Source organism: Ereboglobus luteus (genome assembly GCF_003096195.1).
GTDB classification, from domain to species: domain Bacteria; phylum Verrucomicrobiota; class Verrucomicrobiia; order Opitutales; family Opitutaceae; genus Ereboglobus; species Ereboglobus luteus.
This window is the reverse complement of the sequence record NZ_CP023004.1, coordinates 2,727,997-2,750,821: the sequence shown is the minus strand read 5'-3', so window position 1 is coordinate 2,750,821 and position 22,825 is coordinate 2,727,997. Positions and strand designations below refer to the sequence as shown.

The window sequence follows — 22,825 nt, the reverse complement described above, 5'->3', positions numbered from 1 at the left end:
GATTGACCTTGTTCGGGCACGTCCGCCCAAAGTTAAAAACGAATCAGAGATTGAGGAGTGATTGGGCGTAATGACCGTTGTCGTCGGGAACGAGGTCGCTGCCGGCGATGTTCAAAACGGATTCTTCAAACTCGCGCGTGATATCCCAGGGCGTCGCACACGCGATCCACAGGCGCATGAGGTCGTCGGGCGGCGGGGATTTGCCGTATGTTTTCAGGAGATGCTCGTGCGCTTGCTCGAAACTCGCGCGGTGATGCGTGCCAATCGCGAGTGGTTCGACTTCGATTTTGTTGTCCGTTTCGGGAGGTGCGGGAGGTGTTTCTGTGGTCATTGTTTTTCCGGTTTTGTTGTGGTGGTTTGTGATTCGCGGAGCTTGGTGATCTCGGATTTGAGACGTGAAAGCTCCGCCGTGAGTGTTTCGTTCTGCTCGATGAGCGCGGCCATGAGCCGGTTTTGCGCGGCCATCTTTTGCTCAACCTCGGCGGGCAACAGTTGCGTTTTCTCGGCGGGATCGGCCAGTGCCAGCACGGGCCCGAGCGGCACGACGGTGGGAGCGTGCGGCGTGAGATTCCACGCGGCAGGGTTTTCCTTTCGATAGACGATATGCGCCTCGTGCATGAGGTTCGGGTCGCGTGGATCGACATATCGGCTCACCGGATATGCGCGCATGGTTTCGCCGTGGCGCAATTTTTCCGTGTTGGCGGGATCGAGCTCGGTGCCGCTCACGGGCGAGGCCGCGATGGTCTGAACGGGCGGCGGTTGTTTCTTTTTGAAAAGCGAGCATCCGGTGAGCGGAATGCAAGCGACTGCGAATATGCAAATAAGCGCGTGTGTTTTCATTGTGATGGCGTTTCTTTCTTTTGCCACAGATCGGCGCGGAGGTTGCCGCGAGTGGCCTTCGATTTGTCGAGGGTTTGGGTGACGTAGATGTAGAATTGCTTCCCCGCGGGCACGCGGACGTAGTAGCCGTCCTGCGCGATGATTTGCTGGATGCGCGCGGCATAGGCGTTGAGCACGTCGGATGTGCCTTGTAGCGCGGCATTTTTTGCTGACGCCTTCGGCACCTGGCTCACGTCGCCAAACGCGCTGGTCTGGTCGCGCATCTCCTGCAAACCGCCCGCCATGCCCGCGAGGAAGGTAGAGGCGAAAAGTTTTATCTCCTGCCAGTCGTCGGTTTTGAGGATGTCGCCGACGAGTCCGGCGCTGCCATCGCGCAAACCAAACTCGCCTGTTGCTTCGTTGCGCTGGCGATCAAGGGCGATGCCGTTGAGGACAAGTTCGACACCGTTGTTTGTGGTGTGATCGCGCCAGACGACAATCCACTGGCCGGAGGCGGCGATGCGCTCGCGCGCATGGTCGGCGGCGGCGCGTCCGTGGACTTCCGCGCCGGCGGGAATGATGAGGCGTCCGTCGTGCCAGACATCCTCGGTGACGAGGCCGACGATGGGCGTGTCGATTTTCGAGGATTCAAGCGTGACAACCGTCTCGCAGGAAATGAGCCGCCCGTAAGGCGCGTAGTTTTGTGAGAGCGTGACATCATTCACGCGTGCGTTCTCGTCGGATAGCAAACTGATCGGCAAGGGCGCTGGCGTGTCTTTTTGCGAAACGGATTTTTCACCGCGTGCGGCACGAGGACGCGAAATGGTTTCCTCGTCGCCGGCAGGCGGCGTTCGTATTTGTAGCGGCGGTGTGTGCGGCTGTGGGATTTTCAATTCCTGTCCCCCGCGTGAAATCGTATGGCGCTCGACGGGCGCGGTTGCCGCGTGCGCACTCGCGGATATTGTCGGACGTTGTTCGCGCTTGCTGCTTCCGTGGATGAGCAACGCACCGATGCCGATGAACGCGGCGAGCATCGTGAGGCTACCGACCGGTGTTTTTATGAATTTCAGAAAACGCTTCATTGCGGAATGACGAGCTGCACATCGCGGGTGACACGCGGCACAATGATGTTAAAAACATTCTTTACGCTGAGGTTGGCGCGCCCGCCATCCGGCGTTCCAGTGATTGCGAAATACGCCGTCGTCACCGCGTGAGGCGGAATCAAGCCGGACGCGTCGGAAATGGACGCGGTGTAAACGCGCGAACCAATGCGCGCTGCAAGGCTTTGCGGCTGGTAGGCGACTTCGGTGTCACCGGTGTTTTCGAGTTTGAGTTTGAATACAAGCGTATCCTCGGGATCGAAACGAAACACTTCCTCAACCGTCGCGGAAAAATCCTTGTAGCATGTGACGGCCTCGGCGGCTGGCGGCGCGCGGTGTTCGATTTGCTGCACGGCCTCGGGATATTGCTCGTGAACGAGCCGAAAAGTTTTCGCGCGGTCGAGCAGTCCGAGAAGCGCGTCGGGCGTAACCCGCTTTGCGAGCGCGGCACTGCGACCGGCCAGGCGATCCTCATAAAACGTGATCGAGCCGTAGGGCTTTTCGGACGCGGTGAAGCGAATAATATAAGTGTGATTTTTCCAGATGACATTGAGGGTGGCCTGCGCGTCGGGTTTGAGAGCGCGCACGCTGAGATAATGACGTCCGGGAACATGCGAGAGAAGCACGGGCGCGGGTGTTTCCGGTTTCGCGGTGATGCCGGCGCTTTCGAGCGCGGACGGTGCGGAGGGAAACATGAGCGTCGTCGGCACGTTTGTGCCGATGGGGATTTCATAGACGACGCGCTCATCGAGTGGAAATTGTTTCACGACGGGAGCGTGCGGGGCCGCGTATGCTTGCGGCATAGCGAGGCTGCAAAATAGCAGTGCGCAATTTATAGAAGTGAGAATTCGTAGTTCCATACGGCGAGCGGATAGCGTTTGTTGGCGATCATGTCCGGGTTGCGGACAAGGGTGAGTGTGAGTGAAAAGCGCGGTGACTCGGCGAAGGCCTGCCGCTCGAAAACACCCGTGCGCACAAGCTGGCCCTCGATGCGCACAAGCACCTGATCCTCGCGCGTGCGCAGGATGTCGATTTTGAACACCTCTGGTTTCTGATGAATTTGTTTCACCTCGAACTCCTCGCGCGAGGCGAGCAATTCGTTCTGCGCCTTTGTTGCCGAGTCGGTGAGAAAGAGCCGTTGCAGCAAATCGGGAAAATCGAAGTTCTTCGGGTTGCGTTGCAGAAGCGCGAGCGCGGACCAGATGGCGAGCGTTTCGTGCAATGCCTTCGCCTCCTCGAAACCGAGTAGTGGCGAAATCGAAAAACTTCCACCGCCGTCGAGAACCACGACGCGCTCGCGCGTGCGGTAGGCTTCGATAATAAGAAACGGCTGGACGGCGACAAGGATGAGCGCTCCGCAGGCGACAAACATCCACATGCGCGCGGCAAAGGCGTGGTCTGCGAAAAGCCGCGCGGGCGAAAATCCACGTTTCGTTTTTGCCGGCGGAAGCTGCCTGGAGTTATCGACAGGCGTCTCGCGCAAGGGCTCGTGCGGCTCTGGTGTAGATTCAGTTTCCATTTGTTAAAGTCCTGGAGTCGTCTGGGCGGATGACAGTGGCGGCGCCTCGTTTGCCTTTGCCGCCATAGCGGTTGTCGTCGCCGCGGATGGTGCGCTCAACATGCCGCCGATCATGTTTGCGCGGTAGAGCATATCGACGCCCGAACGTCCAAGCGCGCCGGGGTTGGCGGTTTCGCCGGTGAAGGCGTAACCTTGCGCGAATATTTTCTGGCAGATAATCGGCGTGGAAATCGTTCCGATGAGCAGCGTCAGCGCGGCGAGGATGCCGCCGACATTGGTGAGAAATGGCGAGAAGGCGGCCATGTCAGCTGATGCGGCCTCCGCGCCGACAATCATGCGGAAATCCTGCCAGATCGCGATGGCGACAAGGTTGGTGATTGCGAAGCCTACGGGCCACGCGAGCACAGCGAGCACTTGCTGGAAAAAACGGACACCGATTTGCGAGCCGCCCGGAATCATGAAGCACGCGAGCGCAAACGGCGTGAGCAGATACAAAATCCATCGCAATATATATTGCAGTATTATCATCGGCGCGGTGACGAGTGTGCCGATTTGTATAAAAACCCACGACACAGCATCAGTGATGGCGTTGTAGAGTGATTCGTTCAGCTTGCGCCACGACCATTCCTTTTTCTCCGGGTTTTGCGCGGTGCCCTCGCGCAACAGTTCTGACGCACGTGCGGGGTTGTCGTTATATTGCGGATCAATGTAATCCGCCGCCGCGAGCATGGTGTTTTCTGCGAGCGCAAACCACCAGTGCATCGAGGCAATGAGCGCGACAATGGTGATGGCGCGGGCAATGGGCCGCACGATCTGGCTGTTATGATAATGATGCCGACTCAAGTGCGCGACCAGTCCGACCACGAGCATGGCGAACACGACGAAACGGAACGCCGTCACCATCGCGATGATCTTGTTTTCCAGGACTGGCAGAAACATTTCCATGGCGGAAAATCAGCGGACGTGTTTGCGCGGGTTGATCGAGCGCATGAATGTTCCCACGCGCTGGTTGGCGATGTAGCCGTCCTTTGAGGCGAGTTCGGCGGCGGCGAGTTGTTCGGTTTCGCGGCGATTGTCGTTGGCGATTTTTTGCAGAATGACCTCGTCAACCTGACGGCGGCGCGTGGTCTCGATTTGCGAAAGCTGGCCGTTCAAGACGATCAGTTTTGCTGTGAGTTTTTGCACCTGCGCGTCGGTCGAACCGCCGCGGAGTTCGGAAAGCGTGAGCGCGATTTCCTCCTGCAACTCGCGTTCGCGCGCGCGGGTTTTGTCGGTGACGGTGCGGGTATTGTCCGTGCGCGCGTCGAGCAACGCATGGCGGCGATAGGTGAGCGGATCATGCGCGACCGCACCGCCATTGAGATCGGGAACATAAACGGAGCGGTAGGTGTTTCCGTCCGTGCGCGAAAGCGTGTCGAGGCTTTGCGTGGCGCGGGCGATGTCGTTGCGCGAAAGTCCGTAGTCGCGCATGAGGTCGCTTTCGCTGAGGATGCCGAGCGAGAGAAGTTTCGCAACATCGGCTGGGTTGCCCGTCCAGTTGCGCAACTGGCCTTGGATGCTGACCTGTTCTTTTAACTGTGTGATTTGCGTTTTTAGCTGCGCAATGTTTTCGACCCACTTGGCTATGGTGGCGATGTGCGAAATCTTATTATTGATAAGATTGGCACCGTCGATGACGGGCATGCCGGCGAAGACGAGCACGCTCAACGCGGTGGATGTTGTGAGAACGAGAAATGCAAAAATCTTTTTCATGGCTGTGTGCGAATGTAAACGGTGGTGGACTTTAAGAGGACGCCGTCGGGCGTGGTGGCCTCGGGAATTTGCACGGCGACGAGGCGCGATTCTGCGGCGGTGTCGTCTTCGCGTTTTTGCAGGTTTTGAATGATCCAGTATTGCTGCTTCACGGCCTGATTCATCGCACGGTCGTAACCGCGTTTCTCGGCGTCGGTGATGGCCTTCTTGACCTGCGTTTGCGCGACCTTTGAGATGACATAGCCGCTGGCGGCGCCGATAGCCGCACCGCTGACATTGTGATCGGAGACCTCGTAGCCGATGGTCCCGCCCGCGCCGGCGAGCGCAAGGTCGGTTGCCGAGCCGCCGAGCGTGCCGCAGCCGGAAAGCAACACCATGATTAGTAGAACCGGTGGTATGAGTATTATTGTTTTCATGATTTTTTGGGCGCTTGAATGTTTCGCACCGTGCCGCAAAGCGGAGGATCGGTGACGGGTGTGAAGAAACAGATCGACGAAAACTTTTTCCCTTCCGGTTGTTGCTCCGGCATCGGATAATTTTGAATCGCCTCGCAGACGTTTTCGGGAAGCGAAATATCCCGCGCGATGTCGGCGATGTCGCTGCGGTCAAATTGCCGCATGAGGAAAAACTGCTTCGAGTTTCCGATGACAACAGGGCGGATGCGCGTGTCTTTGAACCGGCTGTATTGTTGCACGATCGAGGCTGTCCAGCATGAAAACTTGCGCAGCTGTGCGTAAGATTCCGCGACGACCTTTTCGCCGCCAGGCACGTCGAGAAAACGGGCGAGTTCTTCGTAGAGAATGCGTTTCCGCTGCGCCCGCGGCAGCGAAATTATATGCTGACGCGAAAAGCCGTTTATCAAAAGTCCGGCTGCGGTTTTGAGTTCGATGGCCTGCTCGGGAATGTAACCGAGTTCGAAATGCGCCACCTCGCCCGTGAGCGAAATATTCGATTGGCCGTCGAAGAGGCGACCGTATTGCCCGTGCGCACACCACGCGGCGAGCAGGGTGGCAATGTGATCAATGGTTTCCTTTTTGTGTTCGGGAAAACGCGAGAATTGCATCAACTCGACGAGGCTCGCGTGCTGCGGATAATCGCCCGGCTCATACCAAGCGTGCGCCATCGCCATGACAGAGCGCTCGGTCTGCGGGTTTTGCAGGAACGCGGTGATGTCGGATTCCGGTATTTTAGCTATGAATAGCTGCGCCTCATCGTCGTCGCGGGCGAGCAAGTCGCGTAACTCGGTGTAGGATTCGAGGTCGGTCGTGCCATGTGGCATTTTAGCGCGTTTCCATTTGTGCGCGGCGCACGCCATGCGCTGGATTTGCGGAATGAGCGCGCTGTGCCGCTTCGACCAATCCTCAAAACAATCCTGATAGAGCTGACTGATATATTGCCCGAGAATTGCCTGACGGATTTGCTGCGTTTCCTCGTCGGCAGCCTCGCCGATCATACGCGAGACGAGCGCGACAGCGGTGGCGGTTTGCAGTTGGTTGAGCGGGAGCTTGCGCGTATCGAGATAGTTGATCGTGAGATCGCCGTCGGGGTGTAGGATGATCGGACTCGCGCCCATCGCTTCGGTGAACTTTCCGTAGGACAAACCCTCCTCGATGATGACGGTGTAATCGTAGTAGGCGGCGGTTTGTTCGAGAAGATCGCACATGTGGACGGACTTTCCCGCACCGGTCGCGCCGAGCAGGACGGCGTGCTGCGGTGTTGGCGGGTTGCCGATAAACGTGCGCAGTCCGACGAGATTGCCTTGCTGCGCGCCGTCGTAGATCGCCTCGGCCTCGGCGAGATGCCCTGTGAACGTCGATGAGAACGGCAGCAAATCCGCAAAGTAGGAGTCCTCGGCATAAAGGTTACGATGACGGTAGCTCGAATGCGTCCAACCGGGCCATGAGGCGAAGAAAAGTTTCTTCGCGGTGCTGGGCAGGGCGCATTCGTAATACTGAGCGCCGCTGAGATTGTTGATCGCATTTTTGACGGCGGCGCACTTTGCGGAAAGCGCCTGCTCGGTTTCATCCCAAACACGAATGATGTAGGTCGTCGAAAACGGACGGATGAATCCGGTGGAGAGCGATTCGACTTTGCGTTCCTTTTTTCCGATGGCGACGAGTAGCGAGTGGCGTTCGGTGGATTTGTATTCGCCGCGCAGACGCTCGATTGAGCGCTCCTCCTTTTCGACCTCGTTTTTGGTCGGGAGCGGTTCGAGGTTGACCGTGATTTGGTAGTCGAGAAACGGCAGCGCGGTGAGGCGCAAGACAATGCCGGGATACGTGCGACTTGGCCAGCGCTTGAACGTGAACACGGTGTGATACAGTCCGTCGAAATAAAATCCGGCGGGTTTCGAAATGTTGACGCCGTCGGAACACCAGCAGTTTTCCTGGATCGTTTGGCGCGGGCTGAAGCGCGCGGCGAAGTCGATGTCGAAGGCGTCGGCGAGCGAGGGGTTGAGGAATTTCGAGTAGTAGGTGAAGTGCGCGAGGTCGTCCATCGGCGTGACAGTTGTATCGCTGCCGAAAAGTGTGCGGAGGGATGACGTGAGTTCGTCAAAGCGCGTGCGCAGTTGCGCGAGCAGTTTTGCGTAGTAGGCGGCAAGATTATCACGCGTGGCGGTCGTCGGCGTGGTAGTGTAGATGCGCGTGGAAACGAAAAGGACAAGCTGCTCGCGCCGCAGATCGCGCGCGTGCATTCGCCGCCAGTAACGCTCGAAGCGTTCGGTGCGCACGCGCTTGATATGCGCGTTTGCGACGCGCTCGGTTTCGCGATGGTAGCGCGTCAGTTCCTGGCGGTAATCGCAGTTGCACGTCCATTGAAGTTGCGCGCGCATCCCGTCGCCGAGCGCGGCGAGAAGGCTGCGGATTTTGTCCTGATAGGCGTTGAGTTGCGTGATGGTGCCGCCTCGCAAATCGGGCGGTTGCAAAAGAAACCCCTTGCTGGCGATGCCGCCCTTTTCGAGCGAACCGTAGAGGATCATCCCCTCTATGAAGTGCCCGTTAGGCGCGGCGGTTTTCATGGACGGAATTGAAGGGCGAGGGTGAAGGCTGGCTGTGCGGCGCATAGCTCCAGCCCTCGCGGTTGAGCAGTTCGTCAAAGAAGTCGCCGGCGTAACCCTCGGGTTTGTTGCGACGGAAAAGCACTACCCAAAGGAACGGACCGATGCAGACTGGCACGGTGAAGACGAGCGCGGTGAGCGGTCCGACGCCGAGCATTGCGTAGAGAACGAGGAACAGGCCGATGGCCGCGACGATGCCGATCACGACATAAAGAAAATCGTTTCCCTCGAAGCCGAGCGCGCGACCTTTCGAGTCGTTCGCGCTGTTGGTGTCGGTGATGCGCAATGTGTCGCTCATGGTGAAAGCGGTGTCGATTGGTTTTCGTTAGAATTGCGGCGTGAGCGCGCCGCCACTCATTCCGAATATATAGAAAAGCGCGGCCATGATCGCGGCGGCACCGGCAATGATAATGCCGGAAACAATGCCCATCTTGCCGTCGGCGTCGCCTTTCTTGAGCCGATCCGCTCCGCCCCAGATGTTGATGACGCCCCAGATGAACCCGACCATGAAGAGAATGCCGAGACCGTATTGGAAGCCGGTTTTCACCTGGGTGGGTATTTGCGCGATCACGGCGGTGAACGTGATTTGTGCGGCGTGTGCATGTGCCGTCGTGAGCATGGCGGTTCCGATAATAATAAGCGTGGGAAGTTTTTTCATGGCGGGATTTTTGTTTTGTCCGGCCCGCGTTGCGTGGAATCCGGTCAAAGTGTGCCGCCATGTTGCCCTGTTTCTTCCGACTTGGATTGTATATTTGTGCCCTCTGTTTGTATATTCGTGCTATGTGCAGCGATCCCCCTTGTTATCTGACGATGCATGCTGCGCGAAAGATGGCTTTGATCATGAAACCCTGTTTCCGCCGCGATTGCAGCGGTTTTCATCGTTCCTTGATGCAATAGCTCCTTTGCGCTTTTGAGCCTCTCCTCCACTATATAACGGTGAGGCGTCAGTCCTGTGGATGCTGTGAAGAGGCGGGTGAAGTATCCTTTGCTCAATCGGACCTCCCCGGCCAAGGTCTCCACCATAATTGGTTCGCTCAAATGCGCCTGAATATAATCCAATACTTTTTTAAGCTGATATGGTGCGAGACCATCTTCTGTTGTGGTTGCGGGCTGGCAAAACTTTGGATTGTTCAACAGTTGGACTGCCAGAGATGTTCCCAATCCTGCGAAATAATTGGGAATCGAACAGATCGGAGATCGGATCAAGTCACAGATGCGCTCAATCAATCCGCGCATCAACGCGTCCTCGCTGATAAATTTTCCCCACGGGTGAATAAACACGCCATGTCGTTTTAAATTTTGAGAGAAATGCCGGGGATAGTTTTCCGTTACACAAAGACAAATCAACGGAGCCTGGGCTTCCCAGCGCATGGCATGGGGAATACCTTTCCCGATAAAGCACATCATACTGCCGGTAAGCCACTGAGATCTGGCCGCCTTGCTGGTTTCGCGCCAAAATAGTTCGGCTTTGGATTGGGATTCCGGCATAATGATCACTTGATGGCGTTCATGGCTGTGCTCTCCGCGAAAATGCGGTTCAGGCGCTCCATACCAAATGCTTACATCATCACCCTCAACATGAGTAAGTTTATCCCCGTCGTCATATTCGGGTATGAAGGTATAATTGGCGGCGCTCGGCATGGGTGCAGGGGGTGTTCTGAGCACGCCGATTATATGTCGAAAAATATAATTCTTTATTGTATAAAAACATTTTGTGTTTGTATAAAAATGCCATATATATCGACATGGACACGCGCCTCCTTCCTGTGACTATTATCACAAGTTAATATATTAGAGGTATGGATTTTTAAAAAATACCAATGCCAATCATGTTTTTTTGCATGAGGCGGCTTTGATGCCGAGGCAGGGTGTCATTGAGTTTTTGCTGTTTCGCTCAAGAGCTCGTCCACGATTTGACCGCAACGGTGCATCATGCGCGGGACATGGAACGGCCCCTTCCACATGTTGCCCTTCAGGCGTGTCGCGATGGCGCCGTCGCGATGCGCGTAGCCGAACCACTCGCCAAACTCCGGATCGGCGAACACTCGCCGCGACCACGCGCGCACACGCTCAAACCATTCCGCGTATTTCGGCTCCCGCGTGAGTTGCCACGCGAGCAAGGTGGCGATCTCGGCCTCGTTGTGCGGCCACCAAAATTTCATCTCCGCAGTGTATTCCTGCACGGGCAATTCTCGCAGGTCGGTGAAGGAAAACAAACCGCCGTGCTCCGCGTCCCAGCCGCGCGCCCACATGCAGTCGAGGATCGCGAGACCGAGTTGACGCAAGCGCGTGTCGCCGCCCCGCTCCTTCGCTTCGCGCAAAATAAACCACGCGCATTCGATGGCGTGCCCGGGGTTCAGCGTGCGTCCGTCGAAATGATCGATCACCGAACCGTCCGGCGCGACGGTTTCAAGCAGGGCGCCATGCTCCGGTTTGTAGAAATCGCGCGCGATGGTTTCCACCGCGCGGTCAACCCACGACGAACACGTTTCGCCGGCAACCGCAACATCGCCAAGCGCGGCGCGGACTTCCTGCGCGATGACGATGAGCATCATTTGCGCAGCCAGCCCTTGCGAGGGACGCGTCTCCGCATCCACTTTCGGAGCGACGCCGTCAGGCATTATCATTCCCTCGATGTAACGGGAAAAATACCCCAGCGTCTCCTCCGCCGCGCAATGCTCGCCGGAGGCTTTTGCGTAGGCCGCCGCGCCCATCGCGGCGAAACATTCGCTGAAAAAATATCGCCTCATGCGCAGCGGGGCGCCCTCGCGCGTGACTTGAAAATAGAGTTTGCCGCCGGGGCCGCGCCCGTGCGCGCGGATGAAACCGATGCAACTGCGCGCGGCCTCCAGCCAGGCGTCGTCGCGCCGGATGGTGTTGCACAAGGTTGAAAACATCCAGACCGCGCGGCCTTGCAGCCAGAGCGCCTTGTCGGTGTCGATGACCGTGCCGTCGCGAGCCAGCCCCGTGAGCATTCCGCCGTGCTCGCAGTCAATCCCGTGGCGCAACCAAAACGGAATCGTGCGCTCCAGGAGTTCGTCGCGGTAGATTTGTCGCAAGCCGGCCAGCCGTTCCCGTGTCAATTTCATGGTGTGTTTTTAATCCACTCGAAAAAGCCGAGTTCCTGAAGACGCTGCCGCAACAGCTCGCGACACTCCGGCGAACATGTTGCCGTGGGTGCGCGGCTCGGACCGCAATCGGCGCCGATGAGCGCCATAACCGCCTTCAATCCGCCGCGTCCGGCCGTGTCGATTATCACCCGCACCATTTCCGCGGCACGGAACTGCCATTCGCGCGCCTCGTCCATGTCACCGCGCGCGAAGGCGTCGATCACGCGCCGGTAAACCGGCGCGGCGAAGTTATAAGTGGATCCAACCGCGCCGCCGACGCCGGTCGCGGCCGCGCCCAGAAGCATCTCGTCGACGCCGAACACGATGTCATGGCGTCCGTTTTCGAAACGCAGGCACGCTTGCAATTCGTGCAGCATCGGGTCGGAAAACTTGATGCCGCGCAGGCTCGGGACGCGCGCTCCGCCGAGCCGCAAAAACTCCACCATGTCGAAGCGCACTCCGGTGTGGCTGGGCAGGTTGTAATAATAGAACGGAAGCGCGGGTGCGCCGCCCGCGATTTCGGCCACACAATCAACGAGCGATTCCAGCGTGTCGGGTTTGAAGTAATTTGGCGGCGTGGCGGAAACCGCGTCCGCGCCAATGCGTTGCGCGTGGGCGACGAGTCCGCGCGCTTCCACGAGGCTGGCGTGGCCGACTTGCACGATCACCGGCACGCGCCTGCCTGTTGCGGCCACCACCGTCTCCGCGACTGTCTCGCGCTCGGCGGTGGTCAGCAAGGGACCCTCGCCTGTGCTGCCTAGTATGTAAAGCCCGGAGGCCCCTTGCGCGATGACGCGGTCCACCACCGGTTTGACCGCCGGCAGGTTGATCGTCCCGTCATTCTGGAAAGGCGTGAAGAGCGCGGCAATCAAGCCGCGCAATTGAAAGGGGGCGGGAGCGTCGTCCGCGTTTTTTTCCGAAACTTTATTCATGGGTTCTTGGGCGATGAGGAGGTGATGAGTGCGGCTCGAAGCTCAACGACAATCCGCCTTGCCTGAAGATAAATCTTCCGGTATGGTAACCATACCGGAAGATTTATTTTGAAAACCACGCGCCGTGCCGGAGCATACCGTGCATTCAATTCAACCAACCCGCCCCCTCCCCATGATCACCCCTCCGCAAAGAAACTCGCTGGAGCTACAAACCGCGACAATCCTGCGCAAGCAGATTGCCCAGGGCGCATGGACTGAGTGGCTACCCGGCGAGCGCGAGCTCGGCGAGACGCTCCAGGTCAGCCGTTACACGGTGCGCGCCGCGCTGGCGCAGTTGCGCAAGGACGGCGTCATTGCCACCGAAAAGGGCGTGGGCAACAAAATCGCCCGACGCCGCGGGCGGGGCAAGGCCGCCATTCCCGGCAGCAATGTCGGTTTGCTGGTGTGCGGCGAATTCCACCAACTCCTGCCGACGCATATTTTCTGGATCGACCAGCTCCGCGTAATGCTGGACGCGCGGGGCAGCCGACTGCACATGGTCGACGGACGCGCCTATGCGCGGGCCAACCCGGCGCGCGCGCTCAAAAAACTCGCTCAACAGAATCCTCACTCGTGCTGGATATTGCTCCTGTCAAGCGAGGCCGTGCAAGCGTGGTTTCAAAAAAACGCCATCCCGTGCGTCGTGGCCGGCTCGACGTATGTGGGAATCGACCTGCCTTGCTGCGATTTGGATTACCGCGCGGCATGCCGCCACGCGGCCGACATGCTCCTGCGTCGCGGACACCGGCGAATCACGCTACTCATCAAGCGCTCGCGGAGGGCGGGCGATATTCTCAGCGAGGCCGGTTTTGAGGAGGCGTTTGCACGCACTGCCGTCGAAAACGCCTCGCCAGTTATTCGTCATCACAACTCCACGGTTGAGGGCGTCGCGGAGACAGTGCGCCAGTTGATGACGCAAAAGACGCCTCCCACCGCGCTTCTTGTCGCCGATCCTTTTGACTACCTCACGGTCGCCAGTTGTCTCGCCAAACTTGGCCTCGACGTGCCTCGGGACGTGTCGGTGATCTCCCGCGACGGCGAGTCTTGTTATCATTACATGCTGCCGCGACCGTCATGCTACGCCGCCAACATGCGCTTGTTCGCCCGCGCGCTGTTGGGTGCCATCACGCCCGCGCTCAGCGGCGGACAGCTCGCTGTCCGCGTCCACTATCTCATGCCGGAATTCACGGAAGGCGCTTCGGTGTTGTCTCTGTCAGTGAAAAAATAAAGCACCCGCTCCGCGCATTCGAAGTTCCTCCAATACCCTTCGCCATCGTTCAACATCGTTCATTTTTTCCTCTAAATCCATGCCCAAACACCCGCGTTTTCCATGAAAACACCCTTTCGTTGCCAGCAATCATCAAACATTCGTTTTGTTTCCGCGCTGGCCATGTTGGTCCTCGGCGTGCTCGCCAGCTCCGCGTTGCATGGGCAGGAGTTGACCGGCAAGCGCGAGGGCGACGCGGTCTCCATCACCCGCCAGCGGAATTCGGCCAACGTCACAAACGAGGTCACAAAATCGCACACGCCGGACATGCCCGGCGCCATCAAATGGGAGCAGCTCCCGCCGCTTCCCGACAAGGAAGGTTTCGCGGGCGCGTTCTCGGGCGTATGCGGCGGGGCGCTCGTCGCCGCCGGCGGCGCGAATTTTCCCGACAAACGCCCGTGGGAAGGCGGGACAAAAACTTGGTATGACAAGGTCTTCGTGCTTGAAGCCGGCGGGGCGCAATGGCGCGAGGAAGGCCGGCTGCCGCAGCCGTCGGGCTACGGTTTGTCGCTGCCGTGGAAAGACGGCTTCCTGATGATCGGCGGCGGCGATGCGAAACAAAACTTCGCGACAGTGCTGCACGTCGCGCGCGCGTCGTCCGGCGGCTTAAAATTCACACCACTGCCCGGCCTGCCCAAGCCGCTCGCCATGCTCACGGGCGCCATCATAAAAAATCATGTCTATGTGGCGGGCGGCCTGGAAACACCCGCGGCCAATGAAGCCGAAAATGTCTTTTACAGGCTCAACCTGGACAACACCGGCGTGGGATGGGAAACGCTGCCTGCGTGCCCGGACGGCGGACGTTTTCTCGCCACTGCGGGCGCGGTGGGCGACACCTTTTACCTGTTCGGCGGCGCGCGTCCCGACGGTTCGCAAACCAAGCGGAAGTGGCTCACCGATGCGTGGTCGTTTCATCCCGAGCGCGGATGGAAACAACTCGCCGCCCTGCCGAATAACGTGGCGGCCGCGCCGCCACAGGCAATTGCCGCCGGGCAAACGCATTTGCTGCTGGTCGGCGGCGACGACGGTTCGCAATGGGGCATCAGGTCGCCCGAGCACAAGGGGTTTCCGCGCCGCGTGCTCGCCTATCACACCATCACCGACACTTGGGTAACGATGGGAGAGGCGCCGTTTTCGGTGGTCACGACAAGCATGACACCCTGGGGCGGCGGCTTCGTCATCACCAGCGGCGAAAGCGAGCCGGGCATCCGAGCCCCCAATGTCTGGAAGGCGACGATCGTCGGGCACAAGGCAAGCTTCGGCTGGATAAACTATGCTATAATTGTCGGTTATCTCGCTAGCATGGTGCTCATTGGCTGGTATTGCTCGCGGCGCAACAAAACCACCAACGACTATTTCCGCGCCGGCGGGCGCATTCCGTGGTGGGCCGCCGGCATCGCCATTTACGCGACGATGCTCAGCTCGCTGACATTCATGGCAATCCCGGCAAAAGCATACGCCACCGACTGGACATTCTTTTGGGCGCAACTCCCGGTGTTGATCGTCGCCCCGATTATCATCGCGGTCTATCTTCCGTTTTACAGGCGGCTCAACGTGACCTCCGCCTACGAATACCTCGAAAAACGATTCAACCTGCCCGTGCGCCTGTATGGCAGCGCAGCGTTTATATTATTCCAACTGGGCAGGCAGGCGGTTGTGCTGCTTCTCCCCGCGCTCGCGCTTTCCGCCGTGTGCGACCTTGATGTCACGACATGCATCCTGCTCATGGGAGTCCTCTGTGTTGTTTACACGGTGATGGGCGGCATGGAGGCCGTCATCTGGACCGATGTCGTGCAAACCCTGGTGCTTCTTGGCGCGGCATTTTTGAGCCTTGTGCTCATTATCGGCGGCACCGACGGCGGCATTTTCGGCTTTTTCAAGACCGCCACGGAAAGCAATAAATTCCACATGTTCAATTGGACGCTGAGCCCATCGGCGACGGCGAACGCGTTCTGGGTTATTTTCCTGGGAAATATATTCGTGTGTCTCGTGCCCTACACCAGCGACCAAGCCGTCGTGCAGCGCTACATGACCACGCCCGACGAAAAGAAAGCCGCGCGCTCCATCTGGCTCAACGCCATCCTGGCGGTGCCGGCGAGCGTCCTGTTTTTCGGAATCGGCACGGCGTTGTTTGTATATTATAAAAATAATCCCGCGCAGCTCGATCCCGCGCAGGCCACGGATTCCATTTTCCCCGTGTATATAGTGCAGAACCTGCCCGTCGGCGTCGCGGGGCTTGTCATCGCGGGCGTTTTTGCGGCGGCGCAGTCAACGGTTTCCGGCAGCCTGAACAGCGTTGTCACCGCGGGCATGACGGACTTCTACACGCGCTTCGGCGGAAAAGCCGATGGCGCCGCCGGGCTTCGCCTCGCGCGCATTCTGACAGCCGTCGTCGGCGTGTTCGCCACGGTCGCCGCGCTCGTGCTCGCGCAGCTCAGGCACGTTTCGCTTTGGGACACATACAACAGCATCCTCGGGCTCACGGCAAGCGGCCTGGCCGGCCTGTTTGCGCTCGGCATTTTCACAAAACGCGCAAGCGGCACGAGCGCCGTCATCGGCGTGCTCGCCAGCGCGCTCGTGCTCTACTTCGTGCAAAGCAAAACCAACGCGCACTTTTTCCTCTATGCCGCGACGGGGCTGATCTCCTGCTTCGTGGCCGGCTACCTCGCGAGCTTCATATTCCCGTCGAAGAAGTCTGTCGATGGCCTGACTTTTTCAACCCTCAACAAAATGAAATGAGTCGCGAAAAGTAGTCCGGCGAAAATCTCCGTTTCAAACATCCGCACATAAAATGAAAACACACACACGCCTCCTGCTGGCATTGGCGATGACATTCGCCTCCGGTATTTTCTTGCCCTCAAACGCGCGCGCGCAAGCTGGGGACGACATCATTTACGCGTGGTATCGCGCTGACAAGGGCCTGAAACTAAACGGATCCCGCGTCATCGGCTGGGAAAATGACGCCTCCAGGCAACGGCACCTGACATCAATCCGGGGCACGCCGAAAGCCGTGCGCGTGGACACGCCCTCCGGCGCGAGCACCATTGTGCGTTTCGACGGCGAGTCCTCGATATGGCGCGCCGCCAAGCCTTGGGGCACGCTCTCGGGCGACCGCACCATCATCGCCTACGCGCGCCTTGCCGACAACAGCGCCGGCTTCCTCTTTGACGGCGCCACCGGAGCCGGCCTCTCCCGGGCGCAAGTGCGCCGCGGCAAGTGGCAGGCCGGCGCGCAACCAACGCCCGCCAAAACCAACGCCGACAAAGTCGATCGCGCCACGCTCGCCGCCGTCACTGGCGTCTGGCAGGCGCACGCCTTTGTTTTCACCCGCGACAAGTTCGGCAATCTGTCCGTGCGTCACATGATCTCCGACGCCGGCGGCCTGCGCTCGAAAACCGTCGCCACATTTGCCGACGCCCCGCAAGGCGGCCTGATCGTCGGCTCAAACTGCCCGGGCAAATTCGGCCTCAAGGGCGACCTGGCCGAGATGCTCGTCATGACTCGCGCGATGAGCGAGCAGGAGTTCGCAAAAATAGCCGCCGTGCTCCGCGCCCGCTGGGGCGAGCCGACTGACTCGGCGCAACAAATCGCCGAGCGCGCGCTACCGGAGGCGTCCGGCCTGTTCCGCACCGTGGTGCGCAAACAAGGCGACGATGGCGTGCACACCTACCGCATTCCCGGACTCGCCACCACGCCCAAGGGCACGCTCATCGCCGTCTTTGACGCGCGCAACACCGCCGCGCGCGACGTGCCCGCCGACATCGACATCGGCATGATGCGCAGCACCGACAACGGCGCGACATGGAGTCCCATGCAACGCATCCTCGACTTCCCCGCCGACGCCCCCGGCTCGGCGGGCAACGGCGTCACCGATCCCTCAGTGCTCGTTGACGAAAAAACCGGCTCGCTTTTTGTCGCCGCGCTTTGGTCGCACGGCGAGCGCGGCTGGGCCGGCTCCGGCCCCGGACTTTCGCCCCAAGAAACCGGCCAGCTCGTTCTCACAAAAAGCACCGACGACGGCGTGACTTGGTCCGAACCGATCAACATCACCCGTCAAGTGAAGAATCCGGTGTGGCGCATCTGTTTCCAAGGCCCCGGGCGCGGCATCCAGCTTCGTGACGGCACGCTGGTTTTCCCGGCGCAATTCCGCGAGGCCAGTGGCCCGGCGCACTCCTGCTTCATTTGGAGCGCCGACGGTGGCGAAACGTGGCAAATCTCCGCGCCCGCCATCCCCGGAAAAGCAACAACAAGCGAATCACAAATCGCGCAGCTTCCCGATGGCGCGCTCCTGCTCTCGATGCGCGGCGAAAACACCGAGGGCAAGCGTCTCTGGGCGCGCTATGATTGGAGTGACAGCTTGGGCAATGGAAAATGGAGCGCGCCGTGGTTTACCGTTCCCGACCCGCGCTGTCAGGCGAGCCTCATCGCGCACCCTTCGGGGTCGCTATTGTTTTCCAACCCCAACTCGCCCACGCTGCGTGTCGCCATGACCGTGCGCACCAGCATTGACGGCGGCAAAACATGGAATGCCGGACAGCTTATCGACCCGCGCCCGAGCTCCTACTCGTGCATGGCCGTGCTCAAGGACGGCAGCGTGGGCATCCTCTACGAAACTGGCGAAACTTACCCCGCCGAAATGCTAGCCTTCGCCCGCTTCCCGCTCGAATGGATAATGGCCGCTTCGTCAGCGGAGGCACTGACACTCGCGCATCCCTTCAGCGATCACATGGTGCTGCAACAAGGCGGCCCCGCGCCGGTCTGGGGCACATGCGCGCCGAAAGCCGCGGTCACAGTCGAGTTTGCCGGTCACAACGTGAAAACGACGGCGGACGACTCCGGACGCTGGCGCGCCGACATGCCGGCGCTCGAAGCCAGCGCGGAGCCACGCACCCTGCGCGTGATCTCCGGCCCCGAAACTCTGGAAATCAAGGACGTGCTCGTGGGCGAAGTCTGGATTTGCGCGGGCCAGTCCAACATGGAATGGCCGCTCTCAAAGGAGGCTCGCGCCGACGAGGAACTGCCCCGCGCGGCCAATTCGCAAGTGCGCCTGATGGGGCTGGATTTCGCGAGCAAGTATGTTTTCGCAAAATCGTTTTCCGATAAAATTCTGGAACGCATGACACCGGAGAAATTTTACAGCGGCACTTGGACGCGTTGCGAACCGGGAAGTGCCGCGTCGTTTTCCGCAATCGGTTATTATTTCGCGCGCGACCTCCAAGCCGCGCTTGGCGTGCCGGTGGGCGTCATCAATCTCGCCGTCGGCGGCAGTCCCGCCGAGGCGTGGGTAAGCCGTGAAACGCTGTCGGCGGATTCGCGATTGGGCCCGATGGCGGCGGGCAACTGGCTCGAGAACGAGGCGTTGGATCCCTGGTGCCGTCAGCGCGGCATGGAAAATATCGGCGTGGCTTTGAAGGCTGGCACGTTCGCGCCCAATGTCGAAGGCGGCGGCCCCGATCACCCGTTCAAGCCGGGGTTCCTGTGGGATTCCGGCATTGCCCCGCTGCTTCCTCTCGCGATGCGTGGCGTGCTTTGGCATCAGGGCGAAAGCAACGCCCTGTCGGCATGGCGGGTGGCGCAACACGAGCAACTCTTCCCGCTGCTGGTGCGCGACTGGCGCGCCCGCTGGGGCCGGGGCGACTTCTCCTTTTTCTTTTGCCAGCTCTCAAGCATCGAGGCCGGACCCTACAAATCCGAAAACTGGCCGCAATTTCGCGACAGCCAGCGCCGCATGGCCGATGAAATCCCGAACGCCGGCATGGCGGTGACAAGCGATGTCGGTGCGCGCCGCGACGTTCACCCGCGCGACAAACACACCGTGGGCGCGCGCCTCACGCGCCTCGCGCTGGCGCAAGTTTACGGACAAAATATTTTGCGCGGCGGCCCCGTTCCGGCTTCGATGACAACCGAATCTGACGTGCTCCGCGTGACATTTGCGCAAGCCGGCTCCAGACTGCGCACCAGCGATGGCTCCGCTCCGCGCGCCTTTGAGGTGGCCGGAGCCGATGGCAAGTTTCATCCCGCCGAGGCAAAACTCGACCGCGACAGCGTGCTGCTAAGCGCGTCCGCTGTTCCGTCGCCGAGTCAGGTTCGCTACGCATGGACTCCCTATTCCGAGGGCAATCTCATCAACGACGAATCACTGCCCGCCTCGACCTTCAAATTACCGGCGGAAACCGGCAACTGATCCATCCTCCCCAAAAATATAACATCATGAATCGTTTATTATTACCTTTGACCACATTGACGGGATGCCTGTGTGCGACCTCATTATATTCACAGCAGCCTAATATTTTATTTATTGTCGCGGAGGACGCCTCCTTGGATCTCGGCTGTTACGGGAATCCCAATGTGCTGACCCCAAACATAGACGGTCTGGCGCGCGAGGGTGCGCGTTTCAGCAATGCTTACACGACGTATTCCGTCTGCAGCCCGTCCAGGGATCAATACTCACGGGATTGTATCCGCATCAAAACGGTCAAATAGGTTTGGCAACGCACAAATATGAAATGTTTCCCAACATCAGGACGCTTCCCATGTATATGAAAGACCTGGGATACAAGACCGGCTGCCTCGGCAAGATTCACGTGAACAAGGAATCGAACATACCTTTTGATTACTGGGAAATCAGGCACTCCAATTTCCAGAAGAAAAACCTCGGGCTATATGCTGAAAAAGCGGAAGAATTTATTAATTCATCGGACAAGCCCTTTTTCCTGATGGTTAGTTTTCCCGACTCGCACCTTCCCCTGCAACCGCAAGTGGAGGGAAGGCCCGCGAGAGTCATGCAAGAAGGCGAAATTGAGAAAGGATTGTCATTTGTTGGCGCCAATTCCGAGCGCATCAGGGAAAACACGGTTAATTATTACAACTGCATCAACAGGCTGGATGAGTCGGTGGGCCTGTTGCTCGAAGCCCTGAAACGAACGGGCAAGGCGGACAATACTGTTATTATTTTCATCTCCGATCACGGAGCCCAGTTCTCCAGGGGAAAATGCAGCAATTATGAAGGAGGCCTAAAGATTCCGTTTATATTAAAATGGCCGAAATTAATTTCAAAAAAACAAGTGAAGAACGAGTTGGTTTCGGTAATCGATTTACTGCCGACATTTATACATATCGCGGGCGGGACTGTCCCGAAGTCCCTGCCGGGGAAAAATCTCTTTGCGCTTTGGGAGCAGGCCAAACCCCAATGGCGGGAATATCTTTTTGCCGGGGGCATGGGTTCGTTCCCCCAAGTTCATTATCCGAGAAGAAGTGTCCGGGACGCCCAGTATAAGCTTATTTTAAACATAAACCACGCAAAGGAAAACCCGCACTACGCCCTTTATCTCAAAGGCGCGGGACACTTCTCCACGGGAACAAAAGAGGAGGAAATCAATGCGTCATCGGACACGATCAAACAAGCTTACAACACATGGAGATTCCCACCTGAATATGAGCTGTATGATTTGAATAATGATCCTGATGAATGGAATAACCTGGCGGGAAACCCAGAATACAAGGAAACCCTGGAGCGTTTAAAAAATGAGTTATATAAATGGAGAAAAGAAACAAAGGACATGATACTTGACCCCAAAAAACTTCAAATGCTCAACAAGGAGATGGAATCCGCCTTTAAGAACATGAAAACACGCGATTATCGGAAGGATAAGAGTTTCAAGTTTGAATATCTCCAGTATCTTGCTCCTGTTGAGTGAAAATGTTCCATGATGTGCAATTAACGAAATCAACCTCCCTTTCAGAGACCTCCAATCCCATATCAAAATGAAAAACGAACTACTGCTGTTACTTGGCGCTGGTGCGCTCATGGGCGCCACTGTTGGTGCCGCCGAGAAAAAACCTAATATCATTGTCATTCTGACCGACGACCAGGGCTATCAGGATCTTGGTTGCTACGGATCCCCGCTGATCAAAACACCAAACATAGACCGCATGGCGCGCGAGGGGGCGAGGCTCACCTCGTTCTACGCTGCCGCGTCGGTATGCTCGCCATCACGGGCAGGGCTGCTCACCGGACGTTATCCGCAGCGCACCGGAGTGAACGACCGCGTGTTTTTTCCGCACAGCGACGACGGCATGAATCTGAACGAAATCACGCTGGCGCAAGCATTGAAAACCGGCGGCTACTCCACGGCATGCATAGGCAAATGGCACCTAGGGCACCTGCCGCAATACCTGCCGACCAGCCGGGGGTTTGATTATTTTTTCGGACTCCCCTACTCAAACGACATGTGGCTTGATCCGGTGAACATCCCGCCCGCTCCGGACATCGTCTTGCGCGACGGTAAAACGCTCGATGACTACCGCGCCGTGCCCCGCCAAAAAACAAAAGCCGCATTGGCCAAGGCGCCGCTGATGCGCGGCGGTCAATGCGTGGAATGGCCGGCCGATCAGGACACGCTCACGAAGCGTTACGCTGAGGAGACAATCGCGTTCATACGAAGAAACAAGGCGACCCCGTTTTTCGTTTACATGACCCCGGCAATGCCGCACGTGCCGTTGCACGCGTCGTCGGCATTTCGCGGTAAAAGCGCGCGCGGACTTTACGGTGATTGCGTGGAAGAAATTGACTGGGCCGTCGGAGAGATCCTTCGCGTGCTGCGCGAGGAAGGGCTGGATCGAAACACGCTGGTGATTTTCACCTCGGACAACGGCCCTTGGACCACGAAAAAAGACGCGGGAGGCTCGGCGCTGCCATTGCGCGAGGGCAAAAATTCCAGTTATGAAGGCGGCGTGCGCGTCCCCGGCATCTTTTGGTGGCCGGATGTGATTCCCGCCGGGCGGATAATCGACGAGGCGCTCTCGGCGCTCGATATTTTCCCGACGGCAATGGCAATGGCCGGAGTGCGCAACTCGCGCGAAGACGAGACTGACGGGCACGACATTATGCCGGTCTTGCGTGGCGGATCTGGCGCAGGATCACCTTGGAATATCATCGGTTTCGAGGACACCGCAGTGCGCTCCGGCCAATGGAAATACCGCAACGGCCCCCTCCGCGTTCGTTACATAAGAAAAGACAACAATAACGTGTTGCAGCTTTTCGACCTGAACAACGACATGGGTGAAAAAAACAACCTGATAGGCGAGCATCCCGAAAAGGCCGCCGAGCTCCAACGAGCACTCGATAAATATAACAAGAGCGTGGAGGGGAAATAATGCCGCCTTTCGCCGCTGCAGATGACGCGAATAATCCTGCCCGATCCGACTCGGGGCCAAGGCCACTCGCTGG

18 protein-coding genes and 1 pseudogene are annotated in these 22,825 nt (G+C 58.6%); 5 read left to right on the top strand and 14 right to left on the bottom strand.

Annotated elements, in window-relative coordinates:
* Positions 1-43 precede the first annotated feature (43 nt).
* The 14 genes from CKA38_RS10045 to CKA38_RS09980 form a co-directional block, all read right to left on the bottom strand.
* Positions 44-331, bottom strand: a complete 288-nt coding sequence (locus CKA38_RS10045) for a hypothetical protein (protein WP_108825350.1) — start codon at positions 329-331, stop codon at positions 44-46.
* Positions 328-840, bottom strand: coding sequence for a hypothetical protein (locus CKA38_RS10040; RefSeq protein ID WP_108825349.1), 513 nt, complete (start codon positions 838-840; stop codon positions 328-330). Before CKA38_RS10040 ends, CKA38_RS10045 begins: the two co-directional genes overlap by 4 nt.
* Entirely contained in the window at positions 837-1,901 is a 1,065-nt protein-coding gene (locus CKA38_RS10035; RefSeq protein ID WP_108825348.1) for a TrbI/VirB10 family protein, read from the bottom strand. Before CKA38_RS10035 ends, CKA38_RS10040 begins: the two co-directional genes overlap by 4 nt.
* On the bottom strand, positions 1,898-2,686 hold the full coding sequence (locus CKA38_RS10030) for a hypothetical protein (protein WP_152032789.1): 789 nt from the start codon (positions 2,684-2,686) through the stop codon (positions 1,898-1,900). Before CKA38_RS10030 ends, CKA38_RS10035 begins: the two co-directional genes overlap by 4 nt.
* 65 nt (positions 2,687-2,751) lie before the next feature.
* Complete coding sequence (locus CKA38_RS10025) at positions 2,752-3,438, bottom strand: hypothetical protein (protein WP_108825346.1); 687 nt, start codon at positions 3,436-3,438, stop codon at positions 2,752-2,754.
* 3 nt (positions 3,439-3,441) lie between these two features.
* Positions 3,442-4,377 carry a hypothetical protein gene (locus CKA38_RS10020; RefSeq protein WP_152032788.1) on the bottom strand — a complete coding sequence of 312 codons (936 nt, stop codon included), beginning with the start codon at positions 4,375-4,377 and terminating at the stop codon, positions 3,442-3,444.
* A 15-nt stretch (positions 4,378-4,392) separates the two neighbouring features.
* Entirely contained in the window at positions 4,393-5,190 is a 798-nt protein-coding gene (locus CKA38_RS10015; RefSeq protein ID WP_108825344.1) for a TrbJ/VirB5 family protein, read from the bottom strand.
* Positions 5,187-5,606 carry a hypothetical protein gene (locus tag CKA38_RS10010; protein WP_152032787.1) on the bottom strand — a complete coding sequence of 140 codons (420 nt, stop codon included), beginning with the start codon at positions 5,604-5,606 and terminating at the stop codon, positions 5,187-5,189. The genes CKA38_RS10015 and CKA38_RS10010 overlap by 4 nt, the downstream gene beginning before the upstream one ends.
* Positions 5,603-8,209, bottom strand: coding sequence for a VirB4 family type IV secretion system protein (locus CKA38_RS10005; RefSeq protein ID WP_108825342.1), 2,607 nt, complete (start codon positions 8,207-8,209; stop codon positions 5,603-5,605). Before CKA38_RS10005 ends, CKA38_RS10010 begins: the two co-directional genes overlap by 4 nt.
* The gene (locus tag CKA38_RS10000; RefSeq protein WP_108825341.1) at positions 8,190-8,546 is read right to left on the bottom strand and encodes a hypothetical protein; all 357 of its coding nucleotides are present in this window, start codon (positions 8,544-8,546) and stop codon (positions 8,190-8,192) included. Before CKA38_RS10000 ends, CKA38_RS10005 begins: the two co-directional genes overlap by 20 nt.
* Before the next feature lie 27 nt (positions 8,547-8,573).
* Positions 8,574-8,906: a hypothetical protein gene (locus CKA38_RS09995; protein WP_108826536.1), complete on the bottom strand. Its 333-nt coding sequence runs from the start codon at positions 8,904-8,906 to the stop codon at positions 8,574-8,576.
* 44 nt (positions 8,907-8,950) lie between these two features.
* Entirely contained in the window at positions 8,951-9,889 is a 939-nt protein-coding gene (locus tag CKA38_RS09990) for a helix-turn-helix domain-containing protein (protein ID WP_108825340.1), read from the bottom strand.
* A gap of 230 nt (positions 9,890-10,119) precedes the next feature.
* Complete coding sequence (locus CKA38_RS09985; RefSeq protein WP_108825339.1) at positions 10,120-11,337, bottom strand: AGE family epimerase/isomerase; 1,218 nt, start codon at positions 11,335-11,337, stop codon at positions 10,120-10,122.
* Complete coding sequence (locus CKA38_RS09980) at positions 11,334-12,290, bottom strand: dihydrodipicolinate synthase family protein (RefSeq protein ID WP_108825338.1); 957 nt, start codon at positions 12,288-12,290, stop codon at positions 11,334-11,336. The genes CKA38_RS09985 and CKA38_RS09980 overlap by 4 nt, the downstream gene beginning before the upstream one ends.
* Before the next feature lie 172 nt (positions 12,291-12,462).
* Here CKA38_RS09980 and CKA38_RS09975 point away from each other — a divergent pair, with 172 nt between their 5' ends.
* The 5 genes and pseudogenes from CKA38_RS09975 to CKA38_RS09955 all read left to right on the top strand — a co-directional run bounded on the left by CKA38_RS09975 (position 12,463) and on the right by CKA38_RS09955 (position 22,752).
* A complete protein-coding gene (locus CKA38_RS09975) occupies positions 12,463-13,557 on the top strand; it encodes a substrate-binding domain-containing protein (protein ID WP_108825337.1) in 1,095 nt (364 codons plus the stop codon).
* 102 nt (positions 13,558-13,659) lie between these two features.
* Positions 13,660-16,335 (top strand): sodium:solute symporter family protein, encoded by a 2,676-nt coding sequence (locus tag CKA38_RS09970; protein ID WP_108825336.1) that lies wholly within the window; start codon positions 13,660-13,662, stop codon positions 16,333-16,335.
* 52 nt (positions 16,336-16,387) lie between these two features.
* Positions 16,388-19,780 (top strand): exo-alpha-sialidase, encoded by a 3,393-nt coding sequence (locus CKA38_RS09965; RefSeq protein ID WP_108825335.1) that lies wholly within the window; start codon positions 16,388-16,390, stop codon positions 19,778-19,780.
* Positions 19,693-21,293, top strand: a pseudogene (locus CKA38_RS09960) (sulfatase family protein). The gene CKA38_RS09965 and the pseudogene CKA38_RS09960 overlap by 88 nt, the downstream one beginning before the upstream one ends.
* A gap of 67 nt (positions 21,294-21,360) precedes the next feature.
* On the top strand, positions 21,361-22,752 hold the full coding sequence (locus CKA38_RS09955; protein WP_202863893.1) for a sulfatase family protein: 1,392 nt from the start codon (positions 21,361-21,363) through the stop codon (positions 22,750-22,752).
* The last annotated feature ends 73 nt before the right edge of the window (positions 22,753-22,825 follow it).